17 protein-coding genes are annotated in these 19621 nt (G+C 62.8%); 11 read left to right on the forward strand and 6 right to left on the reverse strand.

Going from position 1 to position 19621, the window contains the following annotated elements:
- The first annotated feature begins 72 nt into the window (after positions 1-72).
- The gene (locus tag L6D64_RS07555) at positions 73-960 is read left to right on the forward strand and encodes an NAD(P)-dependent oxidoreductase (protein WP_176507416.1); all 888 of its coding nucleotides are present in this window, start codon (positions 73-75) and stop codon (positions 958-960) included.
- On the opposite strand, the gene L6D64_RS07560 is transcribed toward L6D64_RS07555, so the two are convergent.
- Together L6D64_RS07560 and rapA are read right to left on the reverse strand one after the other, a co-directional pair.
- Positions 860-3124 carry a putative bifunctional diguanylate cyclase/phosphodiesterase gene (locus L6D64_RS07560; RefSeq protein WP_176507417.1) on the reverse strand — a complete coding sequence of 755 codons (2265 nt, stop codon included), beginning with the start codon at positions 3122-3124 and terminating at the stop codon, positions 860-862. The two genes, L6D64_RS07555 and L6D64_RS07560, sit on opposite strands and share 101 nt — an antisense overlap.
- A 199-nt stretch (positions 3125-3323) precedes the next feature.
- Positions 3324-6170 (reverse strand): RNA polymerase-associated protein RapA, encoded by a 2847-nt coding sequence (rapA, locus tag L6D64_RS07565; protein ID WP_176507418.1) that lies wholly within the window; start codon positions 6168-6170, stop codon positions 3324-3326.
- A gap of 132 nt (positions 6171-6302) precedes the next feature.
- On the opposite strand from rapA, the gene L6D64_RS07570 reads away from it, so the two are divergent.
- The 7 genes from L6D64_RS07570 to L6D64_RS07595 all read left to right on the forward strand — a co-directional run bounded on the left by L6D64_RS07570 (position 6303) and on the right by L6D64_RS07595 (position 11142).
- On the forward strand, positions 6303-6995 hold the full coding sequence (locus L6D64_RS07570) for a M949_RS01915 family surface polysaccharide biosynthesis protein (protein WP_176507419.1): 693 nt from the start codon (positions 6303-6305) through the stop codon (positions 6993-6995).
- Positions 6996-7101: 106 nt separating this feature from the next.
- Entirely contained in the window at positions 7102-7431 is a 330-nt protein-coding gene (locus L6D64_RS07575; RefSeq protein WP_176507420.1) for an aspartate-semialdehyde dehydrogenase, read from the forward strand.
- Between the two features lie 67 nt (positions 7432-7498).
- Entirely contained in the window at positions 7499-7660 is a 162-nt protein-coding gene (locus L6D64_RS07580) for a hypothetical protein (RefSeq protein ID WP_165837386.1), read from the forward strand.
- Between the two features lie 135 nt (positions 7661-7795).
- Positions 7796-7912 (forward strand): cytochrome c oxidase subunit CcoM, encoded by a 117-nt coding sequence (ccoM, locus tag L6D64_RS28295; protein WP_054886936.1) that lies wholly within the window; start codon positions 7796-7798, stop codon positions 7910-7912.
- Positions 7913-8079: 167 nt separating this feature from the next.
- Entirely contained in the window at positions 8080-10068 is a 1989-nt protein-coding gene (locus L6D64_RS07585; RefSeq protein WP_176507421.1) for an FUSC family protein, read from the forward strand.
- On the forward strand, positions 10055-10261 hold the full coding sequence (locus L6D64_RS07590) for a DUF1656 domain-containing protein (protein WP_054886934.1): 207 nt from the start codon (positions 10055-10057) through the stop codon (positions 10259-10261). Before L6D64_RS07585 ends, L6D64_RS07590 begins: the two co-directional genes overlap by 14 nt.
- Positions 10262-10272: 11 nt before the next feature.
- The gene (locus tag L6D64_RS07595; protein WP_176507422.1) at positions 10273-11142 is read left to right on the forward strand and encodes an efflux RND transporter periplasmic adaptor subunit; all 870 of its coding nucleotides are present in this window, start codon (positions 10273-10275) and stop codon (positions 11140-11142) included.
- Positions 11143-11180: 38 nt separating this feature from the next.
- Here the strand turns inward: L6D64_RS07595 and L6D64_RS07600 are convergent, their stop codons facing one another.
- On the reverse strand, positions 11181-11939 hold the full coding sequence (locus L6D64_RS07600; RefSeq protein ID WP_176507423.1) for an SDR family NAD(P)-dependent oxidoreductase: 759 nt from the start codon (positions 11937-11939) through the stop codon (positions 11181-11183).
- Positions 11940-12051: 112 nt separating this feature from the next.
- Here L6D64_RS07600 and L6D64_RS07605 point away from each other — a divergent pair, with 112 nt between their 5' ends.
- Together L6D64_RS07605 and L6D64_RS07610 are read left to right on the forward strand one after the other, a co-directional pair.
- Positions 12052-12993, forward strand: coding sequence for a LysR family transcriptional regulator (locus tag L6D64_RS07605; protein ID WP_176507424.1), 942 nt, complete (start codon positions 12052-12054; stop codon positions 12991-12993).
- A gap of 87 nt (positions 12994-13080) precedes the next feature.
- On the forward strand, positions 13081-13401 hold the full coding sequence (locus L6D64_RS07610) for a DUF2025 family protein (protein WP_176507425.1): 321 nt from the start codon (positions 13081-13083) through the stop codon (positions 13399-13401).
- A gap of 8 nt (positions 13402-13409) precedes the next feature.
- Here the strand turns inward: L6D64_RS07610 and L6D64_RS07615 are convergent, their stop codons facing one another.
- Together L6D64_RS07615 and L6D64_RS07620 are read right to left on the reverse strand one after the other, a co-directional pair.
- Complete coding sequence (locus L6D64_RS07615) at positions 13410-15980, reverse strand: bifunctional diguanylate cyclase/phosphodiesterase (protein ID WP_176507426.1); 2571 nt, start codon at positions 15978-15980, stop codon at positions 13410-13412.
- A gap of 55 nt (positions 15981-16035) precedes the next feature.
- Positions 16036-17109, reverse strand: a complete 1074-nt coding sequence (locus L6D64_RS07620) for a diguanylate cyclase (protein WP_176507428.1) — start codon at positions 17107-17109, stop codon at positions 16036-16038.
- Between the two features lie 130 nt (positions 17110-17239).
- On the opposite strand from L6D64_RS07620, the gene L6D64_RS07625 reads away from it, so the two are divergent.
- Positions 17240-18334, forward strand: a complete 1095-nt coding sequence (locus tag L6D64_RS07625; RefSeq protein WP_176507427.1) for an MBL fold metallo-hydrolase — start codon at positions 17240-17242, stop codon at positions 18332-18334.
- A gap of 2 nt (positions 18335-18336) precedes the next feature.
- On the opposite strand, the gene L6D64_RS07630 is transcribed toward L6D64_RS07625, so the two are convergent.
- On the reverse strand, positions 18337-19218 hold the full coding sequence (locus tag L6D64_RS07630; RefSeq protein WP_054886928.1) for a formate/nitrite transporter family protein: 882 nt from the start codon (positions 19216-19218) through the stop codon (positions 18337-18339).
- Positions 19219-19621 lie beyond the last annotated feature (403 nt).

Genomic DNA, 19621 nt, shown 5'->3' on the forward strand with positions numbered 1-19621 from the left:
GAAACTTTCAGTCGAGCTGGCATTGCATCGCCCGTTTGTCGCGCTTCTTTAATCTTCTGCCTGGAGTCGTTCATGAGTACTGCACTGCCTTCGTTGGGATTCGCCGGGATTGGCCTGATGGGCCTGCCGATGTGCCAGCGCCTGTTGGCGGCGGGTTATCCGCTGATGGTCTGGAACCGCAGCCCGGACAAATGCGCCAGCTTGGTGGCCGCCGGTGCGCGGCTGGCGACCAGCCCGGCCGAGCTGAGCCGTGTCAGTGACATGGTGTTGCTGTGCCTGGCCGACACGGCGGTGGTACGGGAGGTGGTGTTTGGCGAGCAAGGCATCGCCGAGGGCGGGCGCAGCGGGCAGTTGCTGGTGGACTTCTCCAGCCTGGAGCCGACTGCCACGCGGGAGATGGCTGCCGAACTGGCTGCGTTGTGTGGCATGGCCTGGCTGGATGCGCCCGTGTCGGGTGGCACGCCAGGCGCCGAGGCGGGTACGTTGGCGATCATGGTGGGGGGCGAGGCCACGGATCTGCAGCGGGCCCGCCCGGTTCTGCAGGTGCTCGGCCAGCGGGTGACGCACATGGGGGGGGTGGGAGCAGGGCAGGTGACCAAGGCCTGCAATCAGATGATCGTGGCCTGCAACGCGCTGGTAATTGCCGAGGTGGTGGCGTTGGCCGAACAGTCAGGCGTTGACGCCACGCTAATCGCCGAAGCGCTCGCTGGTGGCTTTGCCGATTCGAAGCCGTTGCAGATCCTGGCACCGCAGATGGCCGATAGCCGCTTCGAGCCGGTCAAGTGGCATGTGCGTACCTTGCTCAAGGACCTGGACGGGGCCGTCAAGCTCTCCCGCGAGCAGGGCACGGCAACGCCGCTCAGTGGCCTTGCCGCGCAGTTGATGCGCCTGCACGGTAGCCAGGGATATCTGCAAAAAGATCCGGCGACCCTGGTAGAGCTGTATCGCAACAAGGCCTGAACACAGCGTCCTGGCGGTCGAGCTGATCGAGCAGCGAGCGCAATTCGCTCAGCGGTAGCGGGCGGCTGAGCAGAAAACCCTGCAGATAGTCGCAGCCATTGCAGGCCAGGAATTCGTGCTGCTCGACGGTTTCCACGCCTTCACTGACCACCTCCAGGTGCAGGGTGTGGGCCATGGCGATGATCGCCTGGATGATCTCGCGATCCTTCTGGCTGTCGGGCACGTCCTGCAGAAACGAGCGGTCGATCTTCAGCACGTCCAGCGGCAGGCGCTTGAGGTAGGCCAGCGACGAATAGCCGGTACCGAAATCATCGATCGACAGGCCGACACCTTGGTCGCGAATGCGCTTGAGCAGGCTGACGGTGTGCTCGATGTCGCCCATCAATGCATGCTCGGTGACCTCCAGCTCAAGATGGCGAGGTGCCAGGCCCGCCTGGTACAGCGCCACTTCCACTTCATTAGGCAGGGTTTCATGGCCCAGGGTCACCGCCGAGCAATTGACCGTGAGCTTGAGGCTGGGAAAACCGTGCTGCTGAAGCCGGGCCAGGTCCTGGCAGGCGTGACGTAGCACCCACAGGTCGAGGTCGACCATCAGGCCGTTGGCTTCGGCAATGCTGATGAACCGGTCAGGCCCCATCAGCCCGTGCAGCGGGTGCTGCCAGCGTACCAGCGCTTCAAGCTTGGCCACCTGGCCGGTGCGCACGTCGAAAATGGGTTGGTAGTGCACGCACAACCCTCGTTCTTCGAGCAGGGCGATGCGCAGTTCCTCTTCCAGTTGCAAGGCCAGGCTGGCGCGGTTTTTCAAGCTGCTGTTGAAAAAATGCAGGCTGTTGCGGCCGCTGCCCTTGGATTGATACAGGGCCAGGTCGGCATGCTTGAGCAGTTCTTCGGCGTTCAGCCCGTCATCGGGATAGATGCTGATGCCTATGCTGGTGGTCATGACCATGCGCCGGCCGCCCAGGTCAATCGGGTCTTTCATCCGTTGCATGATGCGCTGTGCGAGGTGGCGTGCCTCGTCACGGTTGTTGAGCGACGTGACCACGCAGAATTCGTCACCGCCGAAGCGGGCGACCAGGTCGTGGCTGCGGGTGGCTGCCTTGATGTGGTTGGCGATCACTTTGAGCAATTCGTCGCCGGCATCGTGGCCGAGACTGTCGTTGATGCGCTTGAAGTGGTCGATGTCGAGAAACATCACTGCCAGACGGTGTTCGCCGGGGTTCTGTGCTGCCAGGCGTTCGGCAAAAATCTGGTTGAAACCACGGCGGTTGACCAGGTTGGTCAGGGCGTCGTAATGGGCGGCCTGTTGCAGGGATTCGCGGGCCTGGTCCAACTGGCTGAGCAGGACACCATAACGGCGCAGGTCGTCTTCCTTGCTCTGCAGCTTCTTGTCGGCCAGGGCGGCACTGATGCTGCTGCCACTGATCAGCAAGGTGATGAAGGCTACGGTCAGCCCCAGCTGCAGGCTGTTGTCGCTCGTTGGCAGGCTCAGGGCGGTAGAGGCGGGGATGACCAGGGTCATGGCGGCCATGGCGGTGAAGTGGGTAGCAACGATGCCGCCGGCCATCAGCAAACTGGCGCCATATTTCAGGGTCTGGTGCAGGTTGCCGCTGCCATTGCGGAAGTAACGGGCCAGCAGCAAGGCGGCAAGGCTGGTGAGCAGGGCGATGGCGGCGCTGCTCAGCAATAGCGTGGTCTGGTAGTACTGCTGAGCACCGGTCTGCAGCGCGGCCATGCCAACGAAATGCATGAGGATGATACCCAGGCCGATGAGCAAGGCACTTTGCAGGTAGTGGTGCAGGCGCATATGGGTACGGTCGAGGCTGGTCATTGCCAACCAGGCAGCTATCAGGGCGATCAGCAGTGACAGGCCGGTCAGCGAAACGTCGTAGTGCTTTTCCAGTGGGGCCTGGAAGGCCAGCATGCTGATGAAATGCATGGCCCAGATGCCGCCAGCCAGGCAGCAGGCACCGAGCATGCGCCACTGCCGCTGTGCTGCGCGCTGTTCGCTATGGGATTGGCGCTCGGCCATGTCGAGGGTGGCAAAGCAGGCTGCGCTGGCCACGGCGAAGGCAATCAGAATCAGCAGCGGTTCATGGCGGCAGTCAATGACGATGCGCCCGGTTGCCGGCAGTTCGGTGAACAGTTGCAGCCCCAGCCATTCCATTGCTTGCCCTTTGCTCGAGTTTTCACTCGTCTCCGTTCAAGCGCTGTGGAGACTGTTCTGGGGCAGTATAGAAACAGGTCGTAGAACCTTCCTGGCTAGTGGCACTTTGACTTCAACGATTTGGTTCTGCCGTTGATAGCCAGTTGGCATAACGAACGGGAGGGGCGCAATCGCCCCCCCAAGTCCTATGGCAAGTCGATCAGCCGGCGACCAGCACACGGATCGCTTCAAGGCGCAGCGCAGCCTTGTCGAGCATCGCCAGGCCTTGTTCACGCTGCTTGCGCAGCGCTTCGATCTCGCTGTCACGCACGCTCGGGTTGACAGCTTGCAGGGCAATCAGGCGTGCCAGCTCTTCATCGGCTTCGGCGACCAGGCGGCGCTGGGCTTCGGCCACACGCTCGACGTGCACTGGCAGGACCTTGGCTTCACCGCCGCTGATGCGCTTGGCCAGCACGTCACGCTGGGCCTGGACGAACTTGTTGGCGCTGGCCCGTGGCACACTTTCGAGCTGGTCGTTGAGGGTTTCGAACGCCACCCGCGAAGCCAGGTCGTTGCCGTTGGCATCGAGCAGGCAGCGCAGTGCTGCTGGCGGCAGGTAGCGGCCCAGTTGCAGGCTGCGGGGCGCCACCACCTCGCTGACGAACAGCAGTTCGAGCAGCACGGTGCCCGGCTTGAGTGCCTTGTTCTTGATCAGCGCGACCGCCGTATTGCCCATCGAACCGGACAGCACCAGGTCCATGCCGCCCTGCACCATCGGGTGCTCCCAGGTCAGGAACTGCATGTCTTCCCGCGACAGCGCCTGGGCGCGGTCGTAGGTAATGGTCACGCCTTCGTCGTCGCCCAGCGGGAAGCTGGCGTCGAGCATCTTTTCGCTTGGCTTGAGGATGAGGGCGTTTTCCGAATGGTCTTCGCTGTCGATGCCAAAGGCGTCGAACAGGGTTTCCATGTAGATCGGCAGGGCGAATTGATCGTCTTGTTCAAGGATCGCCTCGACCAGTGCCTGGCCTTCGCCGGCACCTCCGGAGTTGAGCTCCAGCAGGCGGTCACGGCCGCTGTGCAGCTCTGCCTCGAGGCGCTCGCGCTCGGCGCGGGCCTCGCTGACCAGCGCAGTCCAGGCCTTGGCATCGCCGCCTTCGAGCATCGGCAGCAGACGCGGGCCGAACTGGTGCTGCAGGGCGTTGCCGGTCGGGCAGGTATTGAGGAAGGCGTTCAGGCCCTCGTGGTACCACTGGAACAGGCGCTCCTGCGGGCTGTCCTGCAGGTACGGGATGTGCAGTTCGATGGTGTGCTTCTGGCCGATCCGGTCGAGGCGGCCGATACGCTGTTCGAGCAGGTCCGGGTGGGCTGGCAGGTCGAACATCACCAGGTGATGGGCGAACTGGAAGTTACGGCCTTCACTGCCGATCTCGGAGCAGATCAGCACCTGGGCGCCGAACTCTTCGTCAGCGAAGTAGGCCGCGGCGCGGTCGCGTTCGAGGATGCTCATGCCTTCGTGGAACACCGTGGCCGGAATACCGGAGCGCACGCGCAGGGCGTCTTCCAGGTCCATGGCGGTTTCGGCGTGGGCGCAGATCACCAGGACCTTGGTGCGCTTGAGCATCTTCAGCGTGTCGATCAGCCAGTCGACCCGTGGGTCGAAGCGCCACCAGCGTTCGTCATCGCTGACGTCACCCTGGGCCTGGAAGGCCACCTCCGGGTACAGCTCGGCGTGTTCGCCGGCGGGCAGGTCCTGGTATTGCGCGGGGTTGGCCAGGGGATAGGGGTGCAGCTGGCGCTCGGGGAAGCCCTGGACCGCCGCACGGGTGTTGCGGAACAGCACGCGACCGGTGCCGTGGCGGTCGAGCAGCTCGCGGATCAGGCGGGCACTGGCCTGGGTATCGCCATCGTTGACTGCAGCCAGCAAGGCTTCGCCTTCTGCGCCGAGGAAGCCTTGGATGGTGGCATGGGCCTTGGGCGACAGGCGGCCTTCTTCAAGCAGCTCTTGCACGGCTTCGGCCACCGGGCGGTAGTTTTCACTCTCGGCGCGGAACGCCGCGAGGTCGTGGAAACGGTTAGGGTCGAGCAGGCGCAGACGGGCGAAGTGGCTGTCCTGGCCGAGCTGTTCGGGGGTGGCAGTCAGCAGCAGCACGCCTGGGATGACCTGCGCCAGTTGCTCGACCAGGCCGTACTCAGCGCTGACCTGATCTTCGTGCCACACCAGGTGATGCGCCTCATCGACCACCATCAGGTCCCAGCCCGCGGCGAACAGCGCGTCCTGGGCCTTTTCGTCATCGACCAGCCATTCCAGGGCGACCAGCGCCAACTGGGCATCCTCGAACGGGTTGCTGGCGTCGCTTTCGATGAAGCGCTCGGCGTCGAACAGGGCGACCTGCAGGTTGAAGCGCCGGCGCATTTCCACCAGCCATTGGTGCTGGAGGTTTTCCGGGACCAGGATCAGCACGCGACTGGCGCGGCCCGACAGCAGCTGGCGGTGAATCACCAGGCCGGCTTCGATGGTCTTGCCCAGGCCCACTTCGTCGGCCAGCAATACACGCGGAGCGCTGCGGTCGGCGACTTCGCGGGCGATGTGCAGCTGGTGGGCGATCGGTTGCGCACGGCAACCGCCCAGGCCCCAAAGCGACGACTGCATCTGCTTGCTGGTGTGGTGCAGGGTGTTGTAGCGCAGGCTGAACCACGACAGCGGGTCGATCTGCCCGGCGAACAGGCGGTCGCTGGCCAGGCGGAACTGGATGAAGTTCGACAGCTGGGTTTCCGGCAGGGTGCGCGCCTGGTTCTGGCCATCCAGGCCGTGGTAGACCATCAGCCCGTCGATGTCCTCGACCTCGCGGACGGTCAGCTTCCAGCCTTCGAAGTGCGTGATCTGGTCACCCGGAGAGAAACGCACGCGGGTCAGCGGCGCATTGCGCAGGGAATACTGGCGGGTATCGCCAGTGGCCGGGTAGAGCACGGTCAACAGGCGGCCATCCTGCGCCAGGATAGTCCCCAGGCCAAGCTCCGCTTCACTGTCGCTGATCCAGCGTTGCCCCGGTTGATACTGCTGCGCCATACTGCCTGAACTCCCGCGATGAAAAAGCCGGCTATGTTAACGGATAGGCCGGGCGGACCATAGACCAGAAGTCCATGAGTCTAGCTGTTTCATTGCAGAATACCGTCTTGCTGACGAGGGCTACGCACCGATATGCCGCTCAAGCACCGCTGGTTGCACACTTCCCTGGCCATAGGTAGCTTGCTGCTGGCCGCCTGTGAGCAGAAAAATTTCGAAACCTTGCCTGCGATCCCCGTCGAGCAGCTCGAAGTGCTGGGCGTGCAGACGCCGATCAAGAGCGTCCATTTCCGTGACCGCGACGGCGAAGGGCTGCTGGTGCTTAGCCGCAGCGATGGCCAGGCAGTTGATGCCGAGTCCGAGCAGGAGGTCGACAAGGTGGTGCTGAAGGCCACCCTGTATGGTCGCACCGCCGAGGGTGATGCGTTCAAGCCGCGTTGGCAGATCGAGCAGGAAACCACCTGCCCAGGGCTGGACCTGGATGTCGACTTCTATACCGATGTCAGTGATGTCAGTGACTTGAACAAGGACGGCGTCGCCGAAGTGACCGTGGCCAGCCACGCCTTCTGTGGTGGTGGCATCGACCCGCATGACATCGCCATCGAGATGCGCGAAGGGCAGAATGCCTACACCATCACTGGCCAGTCGCTGATCACCCCGGCAGGTGAAGAGCCGGTTGGTGGCGAACGTGAAGACAGCGCTTCGTTGAAGAACGCGCCCCAGGTGCTGCGTGAGCACATGGATGCGGTCTGGCAACAGGTCTACAAGCGGCCCTGGAGCGAAGCCAGCCCGCCAGCAGACGATGACCCCGAGGATGAAGCCGAGTAACGGCGGTCGATACTTGCAAGGTGCGGCTGTGGTGGCCGCACGTCCTCACCTTTGACGCTCAAGCTGGCTAACGGATGGCCGATACAGTGGGCACAGGAGAATTTCCATGCTGCCGCCGATCATCCCGCTCAGTGCTGCCCCCGTGACCTCGCAACATGACCCGGTCAAACAGACCCCCGACATCAAGCCGGTGGTGCCTGTGCAGCCTTCGTCCAACGAAAGCGCCATCGACCTCAAGCAGCAGCGCGATCCCCAGGAGCAAGCCTTGCTGCTGCGTGAAGAGCAGCGCCGCCAGCAGCGGCGCAACAACAAGGGTGATGAGGAGCGTTACAGCGCCGTGCCTGGCGATGAAGTCAACGCCGACAACACCGTGCCGGTGGCGCCATTGATCGGTGATCATCCGCGCCAGGGCCTGCTGGTCGATATCGAAGTCTGACGCGGGGCTGGTCACGGCCAGCGCCTGGCTTCATCATGCAAGTCTCTGTAGATCGTCGAGCCCACCCATGAGCCAAGACAACCTCATCGACTTCGATGCCGAGCGCGCCAAGCGCATCCATGACCTCAAGGAAAAACGCCTGAACGAAGTGCGCCAGGCGTTCGAGCAGGCCATGCCGCTTGCCACCGCGAAGAAAAAGAAGCCCAAGGGCAAGCCCAAGAAGCGCTGAAACTTGACGCAGGTCAAACCTGCACCCGCCTCGCGTGCCCGGTCCCGGGCAGCATTGACTCTGATCAATTTTCCCCGCCGCCGTATTCGTTACCTTGCATCCATCGGACAACGGCAAACGAATCGGGAGGCCAGCATGTTCTTCGACAATGTGGTTATCGCGGGCGTGGTAACGGTCGGGTTGATGTTTGCATTCTTTGCCGGTCTGGGCATTTTCATCTGGAAGGACGCACAGAAGCGCAAGCCACGCTGACCTTCCGGATCCACGAGCACGCAAGGCATTTAGGGCGACTTCGGTCGCCTTTTTTTTTGCCTGCGTTTTTGTCGTCAAAGATGATTAGCTAGCTAATTAATCGTCGCGTGAGTATCCTTCGCTAGGTTGTCTATCGTTTATCAATACACCCCCACAAGGTCCGTTACGTGCCCATCACCTTCCAGGCCCTTTTCGCACCCAGCAGCCTTGCCATCAAGTTCGCCATCAAGACCCTGCTAGGTGCGGGCCTGGCACTGTGGCTGGCCATGCGCTGGGGGCTGGAGCAACCGTCCTGGGCATTGATGACCGCATTCATCGTCGCCCAACCGTTGTCCGGGATGGTGGTGCAGAAGGGCCTGGCGCGGCTGGCGGGTACCTTGGTCGGCACGCTGATGTCGGTGGTGTTCATCGGCCTGTTCGCCCAGGCCCCCTGGTTGTTCCTGATCACCCTGGCATTGTGGCTGGCCCTGTGCACGGCGGCCTCCACACAGCTGCGCAGTGCCTGGGCCTATTCGTTCGTGCTGGCCGGCTATACCGCCGCCATCATCGCCTTGCCTGCCATCAGTCATCCCTTGCAGGTGTTCGACCAGGCGGTGGCACGTTGCACCGAAATCTGCCTGGGTATCTTCTGCGCCACGGCCAGCAGTGCGCTGATCTGGCCCATGCGGGTCGAGCAGCAGCTCGCCGGGCAGGCTCGTCAGGCCTGGCAGAATGGCCTGCAGGCGGCAAGCGCCATGCTCGGCGGCGAAGATGAAGCACGCAAAGGGTTGCTGGACAGCCTCGGCCGTATAGTCGCCATCGATACCCAGCGTGAGCACGCCTGGTTCGAGGGACGACGCGGCCGGCTGCGGGCCAAGGCCATTCGCGGGTTGAGCCAGAAGCTCATGGTGTTGCTGCGCATTTCACGCTCGGTCCGTCGGCAGTGGCGGCAGCTGGACGAGCGCGAAGCCGCGCACCTCGGTCCTTGGCTCGAAGAGCTGCGAGCCCTGCTGGTCAAACCTGATCAGCCGAGCCTGCTGGTGTTGCGCCAGCGCATCTGGGACGCCGCGCATGACGAGCAGATCAGCTCTGCCGAGCACTTCTGCCTGGCACGCATGGCCTTGTTGCTGGACTTCGCCATGGCTGCTACCCAGGCCTTGGACGATGTCGAGGCGGGCAGGGCACCGAAGGATGTCGCCCAGGGCCTGGCGGCGCACCGCGACTGGTCGCTGGCTTTGTTGTTCGGTTCACGCAGCGCCCTGGCCTTCCTGGTCATGAGCAGCTTCTGGCTGGCCACTGCCTGGCCGTCGGCGCCGGGCGGCCTGGTGCTGACCTGCGTGGTCTGTAGCCTGTTCGCCAGCCGCGAGAATGGCGCACAGATCGGTCTGAGCTTCTTGCGCGGCATCTTCCTGGCGATCCCGACGGCCTTTCTGGTCGGGCAGATCATCCTGCCGCAGTGGAGTAGCTTCGCCATGCTCTGCCTGGGCATGGGCGTGCCGCTGTTCTTTGGTGCGCTGGGCATGGCCCATCCGCGTACCGGTGCCACCGCGACCTCTTACTGCCTGCACTTCATCGTCCTGGTGTCACCGCTCAATGCCATGACCTTCGGGGTGGCGACCATGCTCAACAGCGCCCTGGCCATGTTGGTGGGCGTGGGCGCCGCCGTGTTGGCGTTCCGCCTGCTGGTGTTCCGCCACCCGGCCTGGCTTGGCCGGCGCCTGCGCGCCGCGACCCAGAGTGACCTGGTGCGCCTGACACGGCGCGATCTGCGCGGTGCCGACAGTTGGTTTGGCGGGCGCATGGCCGACCGCCTGATGCAATTGGCCCGGCATGCCAGCGAATTGCCGGCCACCGAGCGCAAGCGTTGGGATGACGGATTGCATGGGCTGGATATCGGTGACGAACTGGTGCATCTGCGCATGTGCCTGGCGGTGGCCCAGGTGCCGTTGGGGGCTGCGGAGCGCGAGTACCTGCAGCAGGTCGAAGCGGTACTGGCCAAAGGCCCGGCGGTAGGCCGCGAGCAGCGCCTGGATGCGGCCAGCGAGCGGTTCATCGCGGCTTTGCAACGAGCGCCGGCCAGTGACCCGTTGCGCCTTGCCCAAGGTGCGGTGCTGCAGTTGCAGAAGAGCTGGGGAAAATGGTGCCGTTCGCAGGGGGATGAACATGGGCTTGCGTGAGTGGGAGCTGGGCGGTGTGCTGCTCAGCCCGTTCCTGATTTACGTGCTGATGGCGCTGGCGCTGACCGGCGTGCTGCGCCTGCTGGTGCAGGCCACACCGTTGGGGCGCTGGATCTGGCATGAAGCGCTGTTCGACACGGCGTTGTTCGTTTGTGTGCTGTTCCTGGTGGTTCGCCTGCTGGGGCCTTTGTAAGGAGTGATTCGATGCGTGCTGTCGTTCGTGTCCTGGTGACCCTGTGCGTGGTCGCCATTGCCGTTCTGGCCGGTTTCAAGCTCTGGCAGTACTACATGCTCACGCCGTGGACGCGTGATGCCAGGGTGCGCGCCGATGTGGTGGTGATCGCCCCGGATGTGTCTGGATGGGTGCGTGAGCTCAAGGTGCAGGACAACCAGCAGGTCAAGGCGGGCGACCTGTTGATGAGCATTGATCGCGAGCGCTTCCAGGCCGCCTTCGACCAGGCCAGCGCGGTGGCTGAAACCCGCGCCCAGCAGTTGCACCTGCGTGAACGTGAAGCGGCGCGGCGCACGGCCTTGGGCCCGGAGGCGATCAGTGCCGAGCTGCGCGAAAACGCCCAGATCAACGCCGCCATAGCCCGTGGTGAACTGCACGAGGCCGAAGCCCAGTTGCAGGTGGCGAAGATCAACCTGGCGCGCAGCGAAGTGCGGGCGCCGCGTAGCGGGCATATCACCAACCTGCGCCTGGCCGAGGGCAACTATGTCAATACCGGCCAATCGGTGATGGCCCTGGTGGATGATTCGACGTTCTACATCCAGGCCTATTTCGAGGAGACCAAGCTGCCGCGCATTCGGGTTGGCGACGAGGTCAAGGTCTGGCTGATGGGCGCAGGCAATGCCATGCAGGGCCATGTGGAAAGCATCAGCCGTGGTATCACCGACAGCAACAGCAACCCGGACAGCCAACTGCTGCCGGTGGTGGAACCGACCTTCAACTGGGTGCGGCTGGCGCAGCGCATACCGGTACGGATCAGGCTGGACCAGATTCCTGAGGACGTGCACCTGAGCGCGGGAATGACCGCCAGCGTGCAGGTGCATGAGCATCAGGCGGAACGATGAGGCCATGGGGGCCGCAAAGCGGCCCCGTCTTTGCGGCCTTAAAGGAACATCCCGCCCGACACTTCCAGCCGCTGCCCGGTAATCCAGCCATTGCCTTCATCCAGCAGCAGCGCAATGGCAGCGCCGATATCGTCCGGTAACCCGACCCGCCCCAGCGCAGTATTCCCGGCAATGAAATCATTGACCTGCTGGTTGTCGCGCACAACACCGCCACCAAAGTCAGTCTCGATCGCCCCCGGCGCGAGGATATTGGCCCGAATGCCGCGTGCCCCCAGTTCCTTGGCCTGATACCGGGTCAATACCTCCATCGCGCCCTTCATGGCCGCATAGGCGGCATACCCGGGCAGTGCAAAACGCGCGAGCCCGGACGACACGTTGACGATCCGCCCGCCATCGACCAGCAACGGCAGCAGCCGTTGGGTGAGGAAGAATGGCCCTTTGAGCTGAATGTTCAGCAACTGGTCGAATTGTGCCTCGGTGGTTTCGCTGAACGGCACATTCAGGCCGATACCGGCGTTGTTGACCAGGAAATCGAAGCGCTCACGGCCGAAGCGTTGCTGCAAGGTCGTGCCCAGGCGTTCGGCAAAGCTGGCGAAGCTGCTGCAGTCGCCGACGTCCAGTTGCAGCATGACAGCCTTGGCGCCAGCCGCTTCGAGGACCTTGGCCACCTGCTGGGCCTCGTCAGCCTTGCTGTGATAGGTGCCGATGATGTCGATATCGCGGGCAGCCAGATGCTCGGCGGCATTGCGGCCCAGGCCACGGCTGGCGCCAGTGATCAGCGCGATCTTGCGAGTCATGTCGTATCCCTCTTGGGTGGTGGATGAGGGACAGGTTATTGATCGCGTTACGGCTGTTAAATCCAGCAGAATCGGAAATACTGTTCGTGTGTTTCGAACAGTCGGGGTGAAGATGAACAAGCTGGAACTGCTGCGCACGTTTGTTCGGGTCAGCGAATTGACCAGCTTCACCCTGGCGGCAGACAGCCTGGGCCTGCCACGCTCGACGGTATCGGAGCAGGTCAGGGCGCTTGAGCAATTACTCGGCACGCGCCTGTTCAACCGCACCACGCGGCGCGTCCAGGCGACCCAGGACGGTGTTCTGCTGTATGAGCGCAGCAAGGATCTGCTGTCGGGCATGGACGAGATCGAGAGCCTGTTCCGTGCCGATGATGCCGAACTGGCCGGCTGCCTGCGGATCGACATGCCGACCATGATGGCCCGCCGGGTGATCATTCCAGCCTTGCCGCAGTTCCTGTCACGGTTTCCCAGGCTGGAGGTGGAGATCAGTTGCACCGATCGACACGTTGACCTGCTGCGCGAAGGGTTCGACTGTGTGATGCGCATCGGTGCGCTGAGCGACCTGGATGTCGTGGCGCGGCCTGTCGGCCAGTTGAGCATGCGTAATTGCGCCAGCCCCGCCTACCTTGCCCGTTGCGGGGTGCCGCAGCGCCTGGAAGACCTGGCCGGGCACTGCCTGGTTCACTATGTGCGCAACCTGGGGGCGCGCAGTGCCGGTTTTGAATACGTGCAGGGTGGCCAGGTGTGCTTTCAGCCCATGGGCGGCGCGGTCACGGTCAATAACGCCGAGGCCTATTCGGCGGCATGCCTGGCGGGCCTTGGTTTGATCCAGGTGCCGGCAGTGGGTGTCGCGCATCACCTGGCAAGCGGCGAGTTGGTAGAAGTCATGCACGGCTGGCAGGCCCAGGCCATGCCGGTGTCCTTGTTGTATGCCCGGCAACGCCATGTACCACGCCGTGTCCAGGCTTTCATGAGCTGGCTGGGCGGGTTGCTGGCGTCGCAGGTCGACCCGCTGCCGGGCAACGAAAACCTTGGCACAACGATGAGCACATGAGCTAGGCTGCCGACTGCGCGTCGCCCATCAGAGGCGACCGTTACCTGCCTGGCGTGCGTCACTTCCGTTCATTTGCGAGGTTACGTCATGGCCATCACTTCCCAAGACATCTGCAGCGCTGCCGACCAGCTCAATGGCTTTGTCGGTTTTCATCGCAAGCGCGGCGTCCATATCGTGCGGTTTTCCGAGGACGCGTTCGGCATGGACGTGGCGGATGACAGCATCACCCCCTGCAGCGAGTTCGTCTGGCGGCCGCAACAGGACGCGCGCATGGCGCTGTGCCGGGAGCGTCTGGCACTGTTGCTGGAGCAGCATGTGGACGACCGGCTGAACATTGGCGAGCCGTTGCGCATCTACCTTCGGCGCAGTGACCTTCCGGAAATCGTGGCTGAGCGCTCGCTGCGCTGAGCCGCGGTTCAAGAGGCGTTTGCGGCCCAGCCAGGCTCCTGTTGCAACAATCGCTCGAAGCCGGCCTTGTCCAGAGGCCGGCTCAGGTAATAGCCCTGCACTTCATGGCAGCGGTCGTTCTGCAGTGCCAGCAATTGTTGCTCGGTCTCCACGCCCTCGGCCGTCACTGTCAGCCCCATCGCCTCACCCAGGTTGATGATCGCCTGTACCACGGCGCGGTCGCTTCCCGTGTTGTTGGCCAGGCCGGCGATGAAACGCTTGTCGATCTTGATGCTGTCGAACGGGTAGGTCCGCAGGTAGCCCAGCGAGGAATAGCCGGTGCCGAAATCATCCATGTTCAGCCGCACGCCCAGTTCCTTGAGCGCAAGCATGGTGCCGAGGGCGCCTTCGATGTTGTTGAGCATCACATTCTCGGTAATTTCCAGCTCGAGCCGCTGAGCAGGAAAGCCGGATTGCAAGAGGATTTCGCGCATGTCGGCGACCACGTCACTGCGCATGAATTGCGCAGGTGACAGGTTTACTGAAACCAGCAGAGGGGCGGGCCAGTCGCGCGCGCTGCGACAGGCCTCGCTCAGCACCCAGCGGCCGAGGGCAACGATCAGGCCGCTTTGCTCGGCCAACGGGATGAAGGTATCCGGCGCGAGCAGGCCTTCCTGCGGGTGCTGCCAGCGCAGCAAGGCCTCGACCGAGACGATGCGCAAATCGCTCAGGCGATAGCGTGGCTGGTAGTGGAGGACGAGCTCGTTGTTCTTCAGGGCGCGGCGTAAATCGTTTTCCAGTTGGCGGCGGTACTGGATCTGCTGGTTCATCGCGGCAGCGAAGTAGCGCCAAGTGCCCTTGCCATCGACCTTGGCCTGGTACAGGGCGATATCGGCGCAGCGGATCAGCTCGCCAGCATCGAAGCCCGGCTCGCGCGTCTGGGCAATGCCGATGCTGACACCAATGTCCAGTTGCTGGTTTTCAAACGCAATGGGTTGCTGCAGCAGTTCGATCAGGCGCCGGCAGAGGCGGTCGATTTCGCTGCGGTTATCCAAGCCTTGCAGTACCAGGACGAACTCATCACCGCCCAGGCGCGCCACCAGGTCGACGTCGCGTGTGGTGTCGCGCAGGCGTGCAGCCACTTCCTGCAGCACGGCATCACCTGCGGTATGGCCGAGGGAGTCGTTGATCGGCTTGAAGTTGTCCAGGTCGAGCAGCAGCAAGGTCAGCGGCGATGAGTCGCTGCCGCGCAACAGCGCCTGTTCGAGGTGCCTGGCCAGCTTGTTGCGATTGGCCAGGCCGGTCAGTGGGTCGTGCAACGACAGGTGCTGTATGCGCGCGTGGGCCTCGACTTCGTCGGTGATATCGCTGGCCGTACCGCGAAAGCCGACGGGCTTGCCGTCGAGCTTGATGGCCCGTGCCGATATGCGGCAATAGCGGCTCAGGCCGTTGTGGTCGGGGTAGGCGCAACGCAGGTTGGCCGGTTGTTCCGAGTCGGCCTCGATCTGCCCATCGAGCCAGGCTGATAACGGCGTGGTTTCGCAGCTGAGCAGTTGATTGAGGGGTTGGCCAAGCCATGTCTCGACCGGGTCGCCGGTAACACTGACGAAGCGCTGGGAAAGGTAGGTGAGCCGTTGCTGTCGGTCGGTTTCCCAGATCCAGTCGGAGCAGGCCTCGGCTACTGCGCGAAAACGTTGCTCACTGGCCTCGAGAGCCTGATTGCTCGTTTGCAGGTGCTGCAGGCTGAGGTCGATGACGCGGGCGTTGCGCAATGCCAGACGAAACAGGTAGAGCATCACCAAGCCCAGTATCAGCAGCGCGCAGAGCAAGGGCGGCAGTACGGCCCAGAGCAGCTGCCGACCGGGCACCGGGCTGGTCCAGGCCAGGCGATAACCGGTGTCGCCCAAGGCAATCTGCTGGCGACCGGGCTCGGGCTCCTCGTTCTTTTCTATATGCATGTGCGCAAGGCCAGCCACTTCGCCCAGGTGCGCGAGCTTGGCTTCGGTCAGCTGGTCGATGAACAGCATGACCGGTGCCTGGCTCACCTCTGCTGCGGTAACGTCCTTGTCCGGGCGCACGGCGGCAGCACTGAGTACCGCCGGCCAGTTGTTGAACAGGACAAAACGGTTGACCTGCCCGCGAGCGCTGGCGGCTGAGCGTGCGGCCGCGATGATTTCAGGCAGGGGCGCATCGATGAAACTGCCCGCTGCTGCCTCGGTAGGCGCACCTTTGAACAGCGCGTAGCGGGTGTGCTGGTCATCGACCACGAACACACCTTCGTAGCCGCTGGCACTGTACAGCGATTCGCCGACGTTCTTTTCTTCATAGGCCCAGTGCCAGTCGACCTTGCCTGCCAGGTGCTCGAAGGCAGCGTCCCACACTGCATAGCTGGACAGAAACTGCCGTGAGGCCAGCAGGCGTTGTTCCAGCGCCTGGCTGGCATGGAAGGCGCTGCGTTGTTTTTCCTGCTGGTCGAGGGTGGACGCGATGTTGAACAGTGCGCCGAGGGTGATCAGGCAGACCACGCCGAACACCACGCAGAAAAAGCCGATCAGACGACGGACGTGAAGGTGAGGGAGAGGGCTGGCGGTCCTGGCCATGCGCAAACGACTCCTTGTTGACTGCAACTCCCAGCCGGGCAATCAGCAAGGAGGCTCAGTCAGGATAGGCCAGCCTGAGCGCGGTGGCCTCGCCTTGGGCGAAATTGATCTGGTCGCGCCCGCGGCGCTTGGCGCTGTACAGTGCCTTGTCGGCCTGCTCCAGCCAGTGCTCGGCGGATTGCAGGTCGGCGTGGAAAGCCGCCAGGCCGATGCTCAAGCTGATGCGCAGGTGCGGCAGCTGTGGGTTGCGGTAGCTGGCGACGTGCTCACGCAAACGCTCCATGGCCTGGCAGGCCTGGGCCTCACTGGCGTCGGGCAGGATCACGCAGAACTCGTCGCCGCCGTAACGCCCGGCTTGATCGGATTCGCGAAGGGTGCGCTTGAGCGCCTCGCTCATCTGGCGCAGCACACAGTCACCGACCACATGGCCGAAGGTGTCGTTGATGGTCTTGAAGTGATCGATGTCGATGAGTGCGATCACGACCGCGGAGGGTTGGTGCCGGCAGGCCTGGAACCTGAGCAGCAGCAGGTCTTTCCAGGCTCCATGATTAAGCAGGCCGGTCAGGCTGTCGGTCAGGCTCAGGGCGCTGAGGCGGCGCTTGTGCTCTCCCAGCTTGATCGCCAGGCGGTAGCAGACCCAGCCCAGTGCCATCGGGTAGAGGGTCAGCATTGGCAGGCAAGCGTAGATCTGCAGCGCCGTGGCGTTCAGCTCTAGCCCGGTGCCCAGCAACGCGCTACCCAGCAGCATGCCGGCCAGCTGCGCGATTACCCCGCGAACGATCAGGCGCTTGCCGCCTGCGGCCACGTTGTTCATGGTCATCATCGACAACACGGTCACGGTTGGCAGCGGGTTGAAGTGCATGGCCGCGGTCCAGAAGCCACCCAGCAGTGAGTCCAGCAGCAGGTTGCGTTGTTCGGCCTGATAAGGGGCTGCCGAACGTGTTGCCCATAGATAGGCAACATGGGGCCACAGCAGACCGTTGAACAGTAATAGCACCCAGACCCAGGTTGGCGGCGTCAGCGGTGCCACGCCGGCGGCTACGCTGAACAGGCCGATCCCCAGGCCGATGACACGCGGCAAGTAGATGCGTTTGACGAAAGAAAGTCCCTTGCCGCTGCGATTGTCCATCATGGTCGTTGTTCTTCTGCTGGGGTGCCGTTTATCGCATAACTCACGTGAATATTGTCGAACAGTGTTTCATCGACGAAAAATGGCCTTACAAGCCAATTCACGGTTGATGTGATCCCAGTGGGGTAACATGAAGCCTTTCCTCTTGCTTGGAGTGCTGCTGCTCATGGCTCCCACGGCTAATCCTGGCGACCAACCGGCGCCACAGCGGGACGGACGTTTTCACAACCAGGCCAGCCTGCCGCAGGATGGCGTGCTCAAGAAGCTGCGCATCGGCCTCAAGTACCTTTTTCTGCGCAAGCCGCCGGAAACCCGGCCGGCAACCGCGATCAGCGTGCAGCCGATGACCCGCCAGCAGGTGCTCGATGCGCCGGACCACAGCCTGTGGCGCCTGGGCCACTCCACGGTATTGCTCAAGCTGCGCGGTCGCTACTTCATTACCGACCCGGTGTTTGCCGAACGCGCCTCGCCGGTGCAATGGGCCGGGCCGCTACGCTTTCATGCGCCACCGCTGGGGCTGGATGAGTTGCCGCCGCTGACGGCGGTGATTCTGTCCCATGACCATTTCGACCATCTGGATGAGCAGGCGATACGCCGACTGGCCCTGCGTGCCGAGCGCTTTCTGGCGCCGCTCGGGGTGGGTGACTTGCTGATCGAATGGGGAGTGCCTGCGGCAAAAGTCGTGCAACTGGACTGGTGGCAGGAAACCGAAGTCGAGGGTGTGCGTTTCGTCGCCACGCCCGCGCAACATTTTTCAGGACGCGGCCTGTTCGACAGCAACCGCACCTTGTGGGCTTCCTGGGTGCTGATAGACGACCAGACGCGGGTCTACTTCAGCGGTGATACCGGTTACTTCAAGGGTTTTGCCGAAATCGGCGAGCGCTTCGGGCCGTTCGACCTGACATTGATCGAGACCGGTGCCTACAACGTGGCCTGGCCCAACGTGCACATGCAACCAGAGCAGAGCCTGCAGGCACATCTGGATCTGCGCGGGCGCTGGATGCTGCCGATCCATAACGGCACCTTCGACCTATCCATCCACGGGTGGCAGGAGCCGTTCGAACGTATTGTCGCCCTGGCAGCGGCGGCCCAGGTGCGCCTGAGCACGCCTCAGATGGGCGAACGGGTAAGTATCGACTCTCCCCATGAGGGCCAGAACTGGTGGCAGCCGCACCCCACGCATCAGCGGGGCAGGGCGGTCGAACGGGCATTGGCAGCGCGCTGAGTTCAATTCCGGCCTTGTCGACGCTCTTCGTCCTTTAATAGCTGCGATGGCGGCTTGCCGCTGTCGCTGCGCACCTGAGCATGGCTGATCAGGGCAAAGATGAAACTGCCGCCTACGATATTGCCCGCCAGGGTCGGCAAGGCGAACTCCAGCCAGAAGCTGCGCCAGGTTTCGTCGCCCGCCCACACCAGGTAGGACACTTCCACCGAACCCACGACGATATGGGTGAAGTCGCCCAGCGCCATCAGGTAGGTGATCATGAGGATGATCCAGATCTTGGCATGCTCCATGGACGGGATCATCCAGACCATGGTGGCGATCATCCAACCCGAAACGATGCCTTTGGCGAACATCTGGCTGATGTCGTTCTGCATGACTTTGCGCCCGACTTCGAGGAAGGCCACGTCGGTCTTGCTGTCGAAGATCGGCAGTTCGAGCATTACCCAGGCTACCAGCAAGGTGCCCGCCAGGTTGCCGAGCAGCACTACGCCCCACAGCCGCAGCAAGCGCCCGAGGTTGGCCAGGCTTGGCGTGGTCATGACCGGCAGCACGGCGGTGAGGGTGTTTTCGGTAAAGAGTTGCTGGCGTGCCAGGATCACCGCAAGAAAGCCGGCGCTGTAGCCAATGCTGGCGATGACCTGGGCGCTCCCGCCTTCGGGCAACCGCGCATAGAACAGCCCCATGGCCATCAGTGACAGGCCCATGGTCAGGCCGGCGGCAAGGGCAGACCACCAGAGTGCAGCGAGTGTGCGCTCCAGTTCCTGGTCGCCCTGGTATCGAATGATCTCGTGCAGTACCGCAGCCCGCGGCGGCTGGTTATGGCTGACTTCCTTCTCTTCATCCGCCGACAGGCCAGGGGTCTTTTCGCTCTGCGCATCGCTCATGGTCGTTACGCTCCAAGGGGGGATTCTCTACAGAGCGGTGCAGCATGCATTTAGTTGCCAGGTCGCTGCAGACGACCCTCTAAAGTTTTTTCAGATCAAGGTGTTGACTCTGATTTCAAAGCGCGTATTATTCGCCTCCTCGCAGCGTTGAACGCAACGAGGCAAGCGTAAGTTGTTGAAGTTGAAGGCTTTTGAAAGAAAGCGGTTTTGAAAAACTTCAAAATAAATGCTTGACAGCAAATGAGGAAAGCGTAGAATGCGCGCCTCGGTTGAGATGAAACGCTCTTGGCCAAACGCTCTTTAACAAATCGAATCAAGCAATTCGTGTGGGTGCTTGTGAGTACGGACTGATAGTCACAAAGATTATCAGCATCACAAGTGGCCATGCGAGAAATCACATAGT

The sequence above is a fragment of the Pseudomonas urethralis genome (assembly GCF_021602465.1).
In the GTDB taxonomy this organism is placed as follows: Bacteria; Pseudomonadota; Gammaproteobacteria; order Pseudomonadales; family Pseudomonadaceae; genus Aquipseudomonas; species Aquipseudomonas vlassakiae.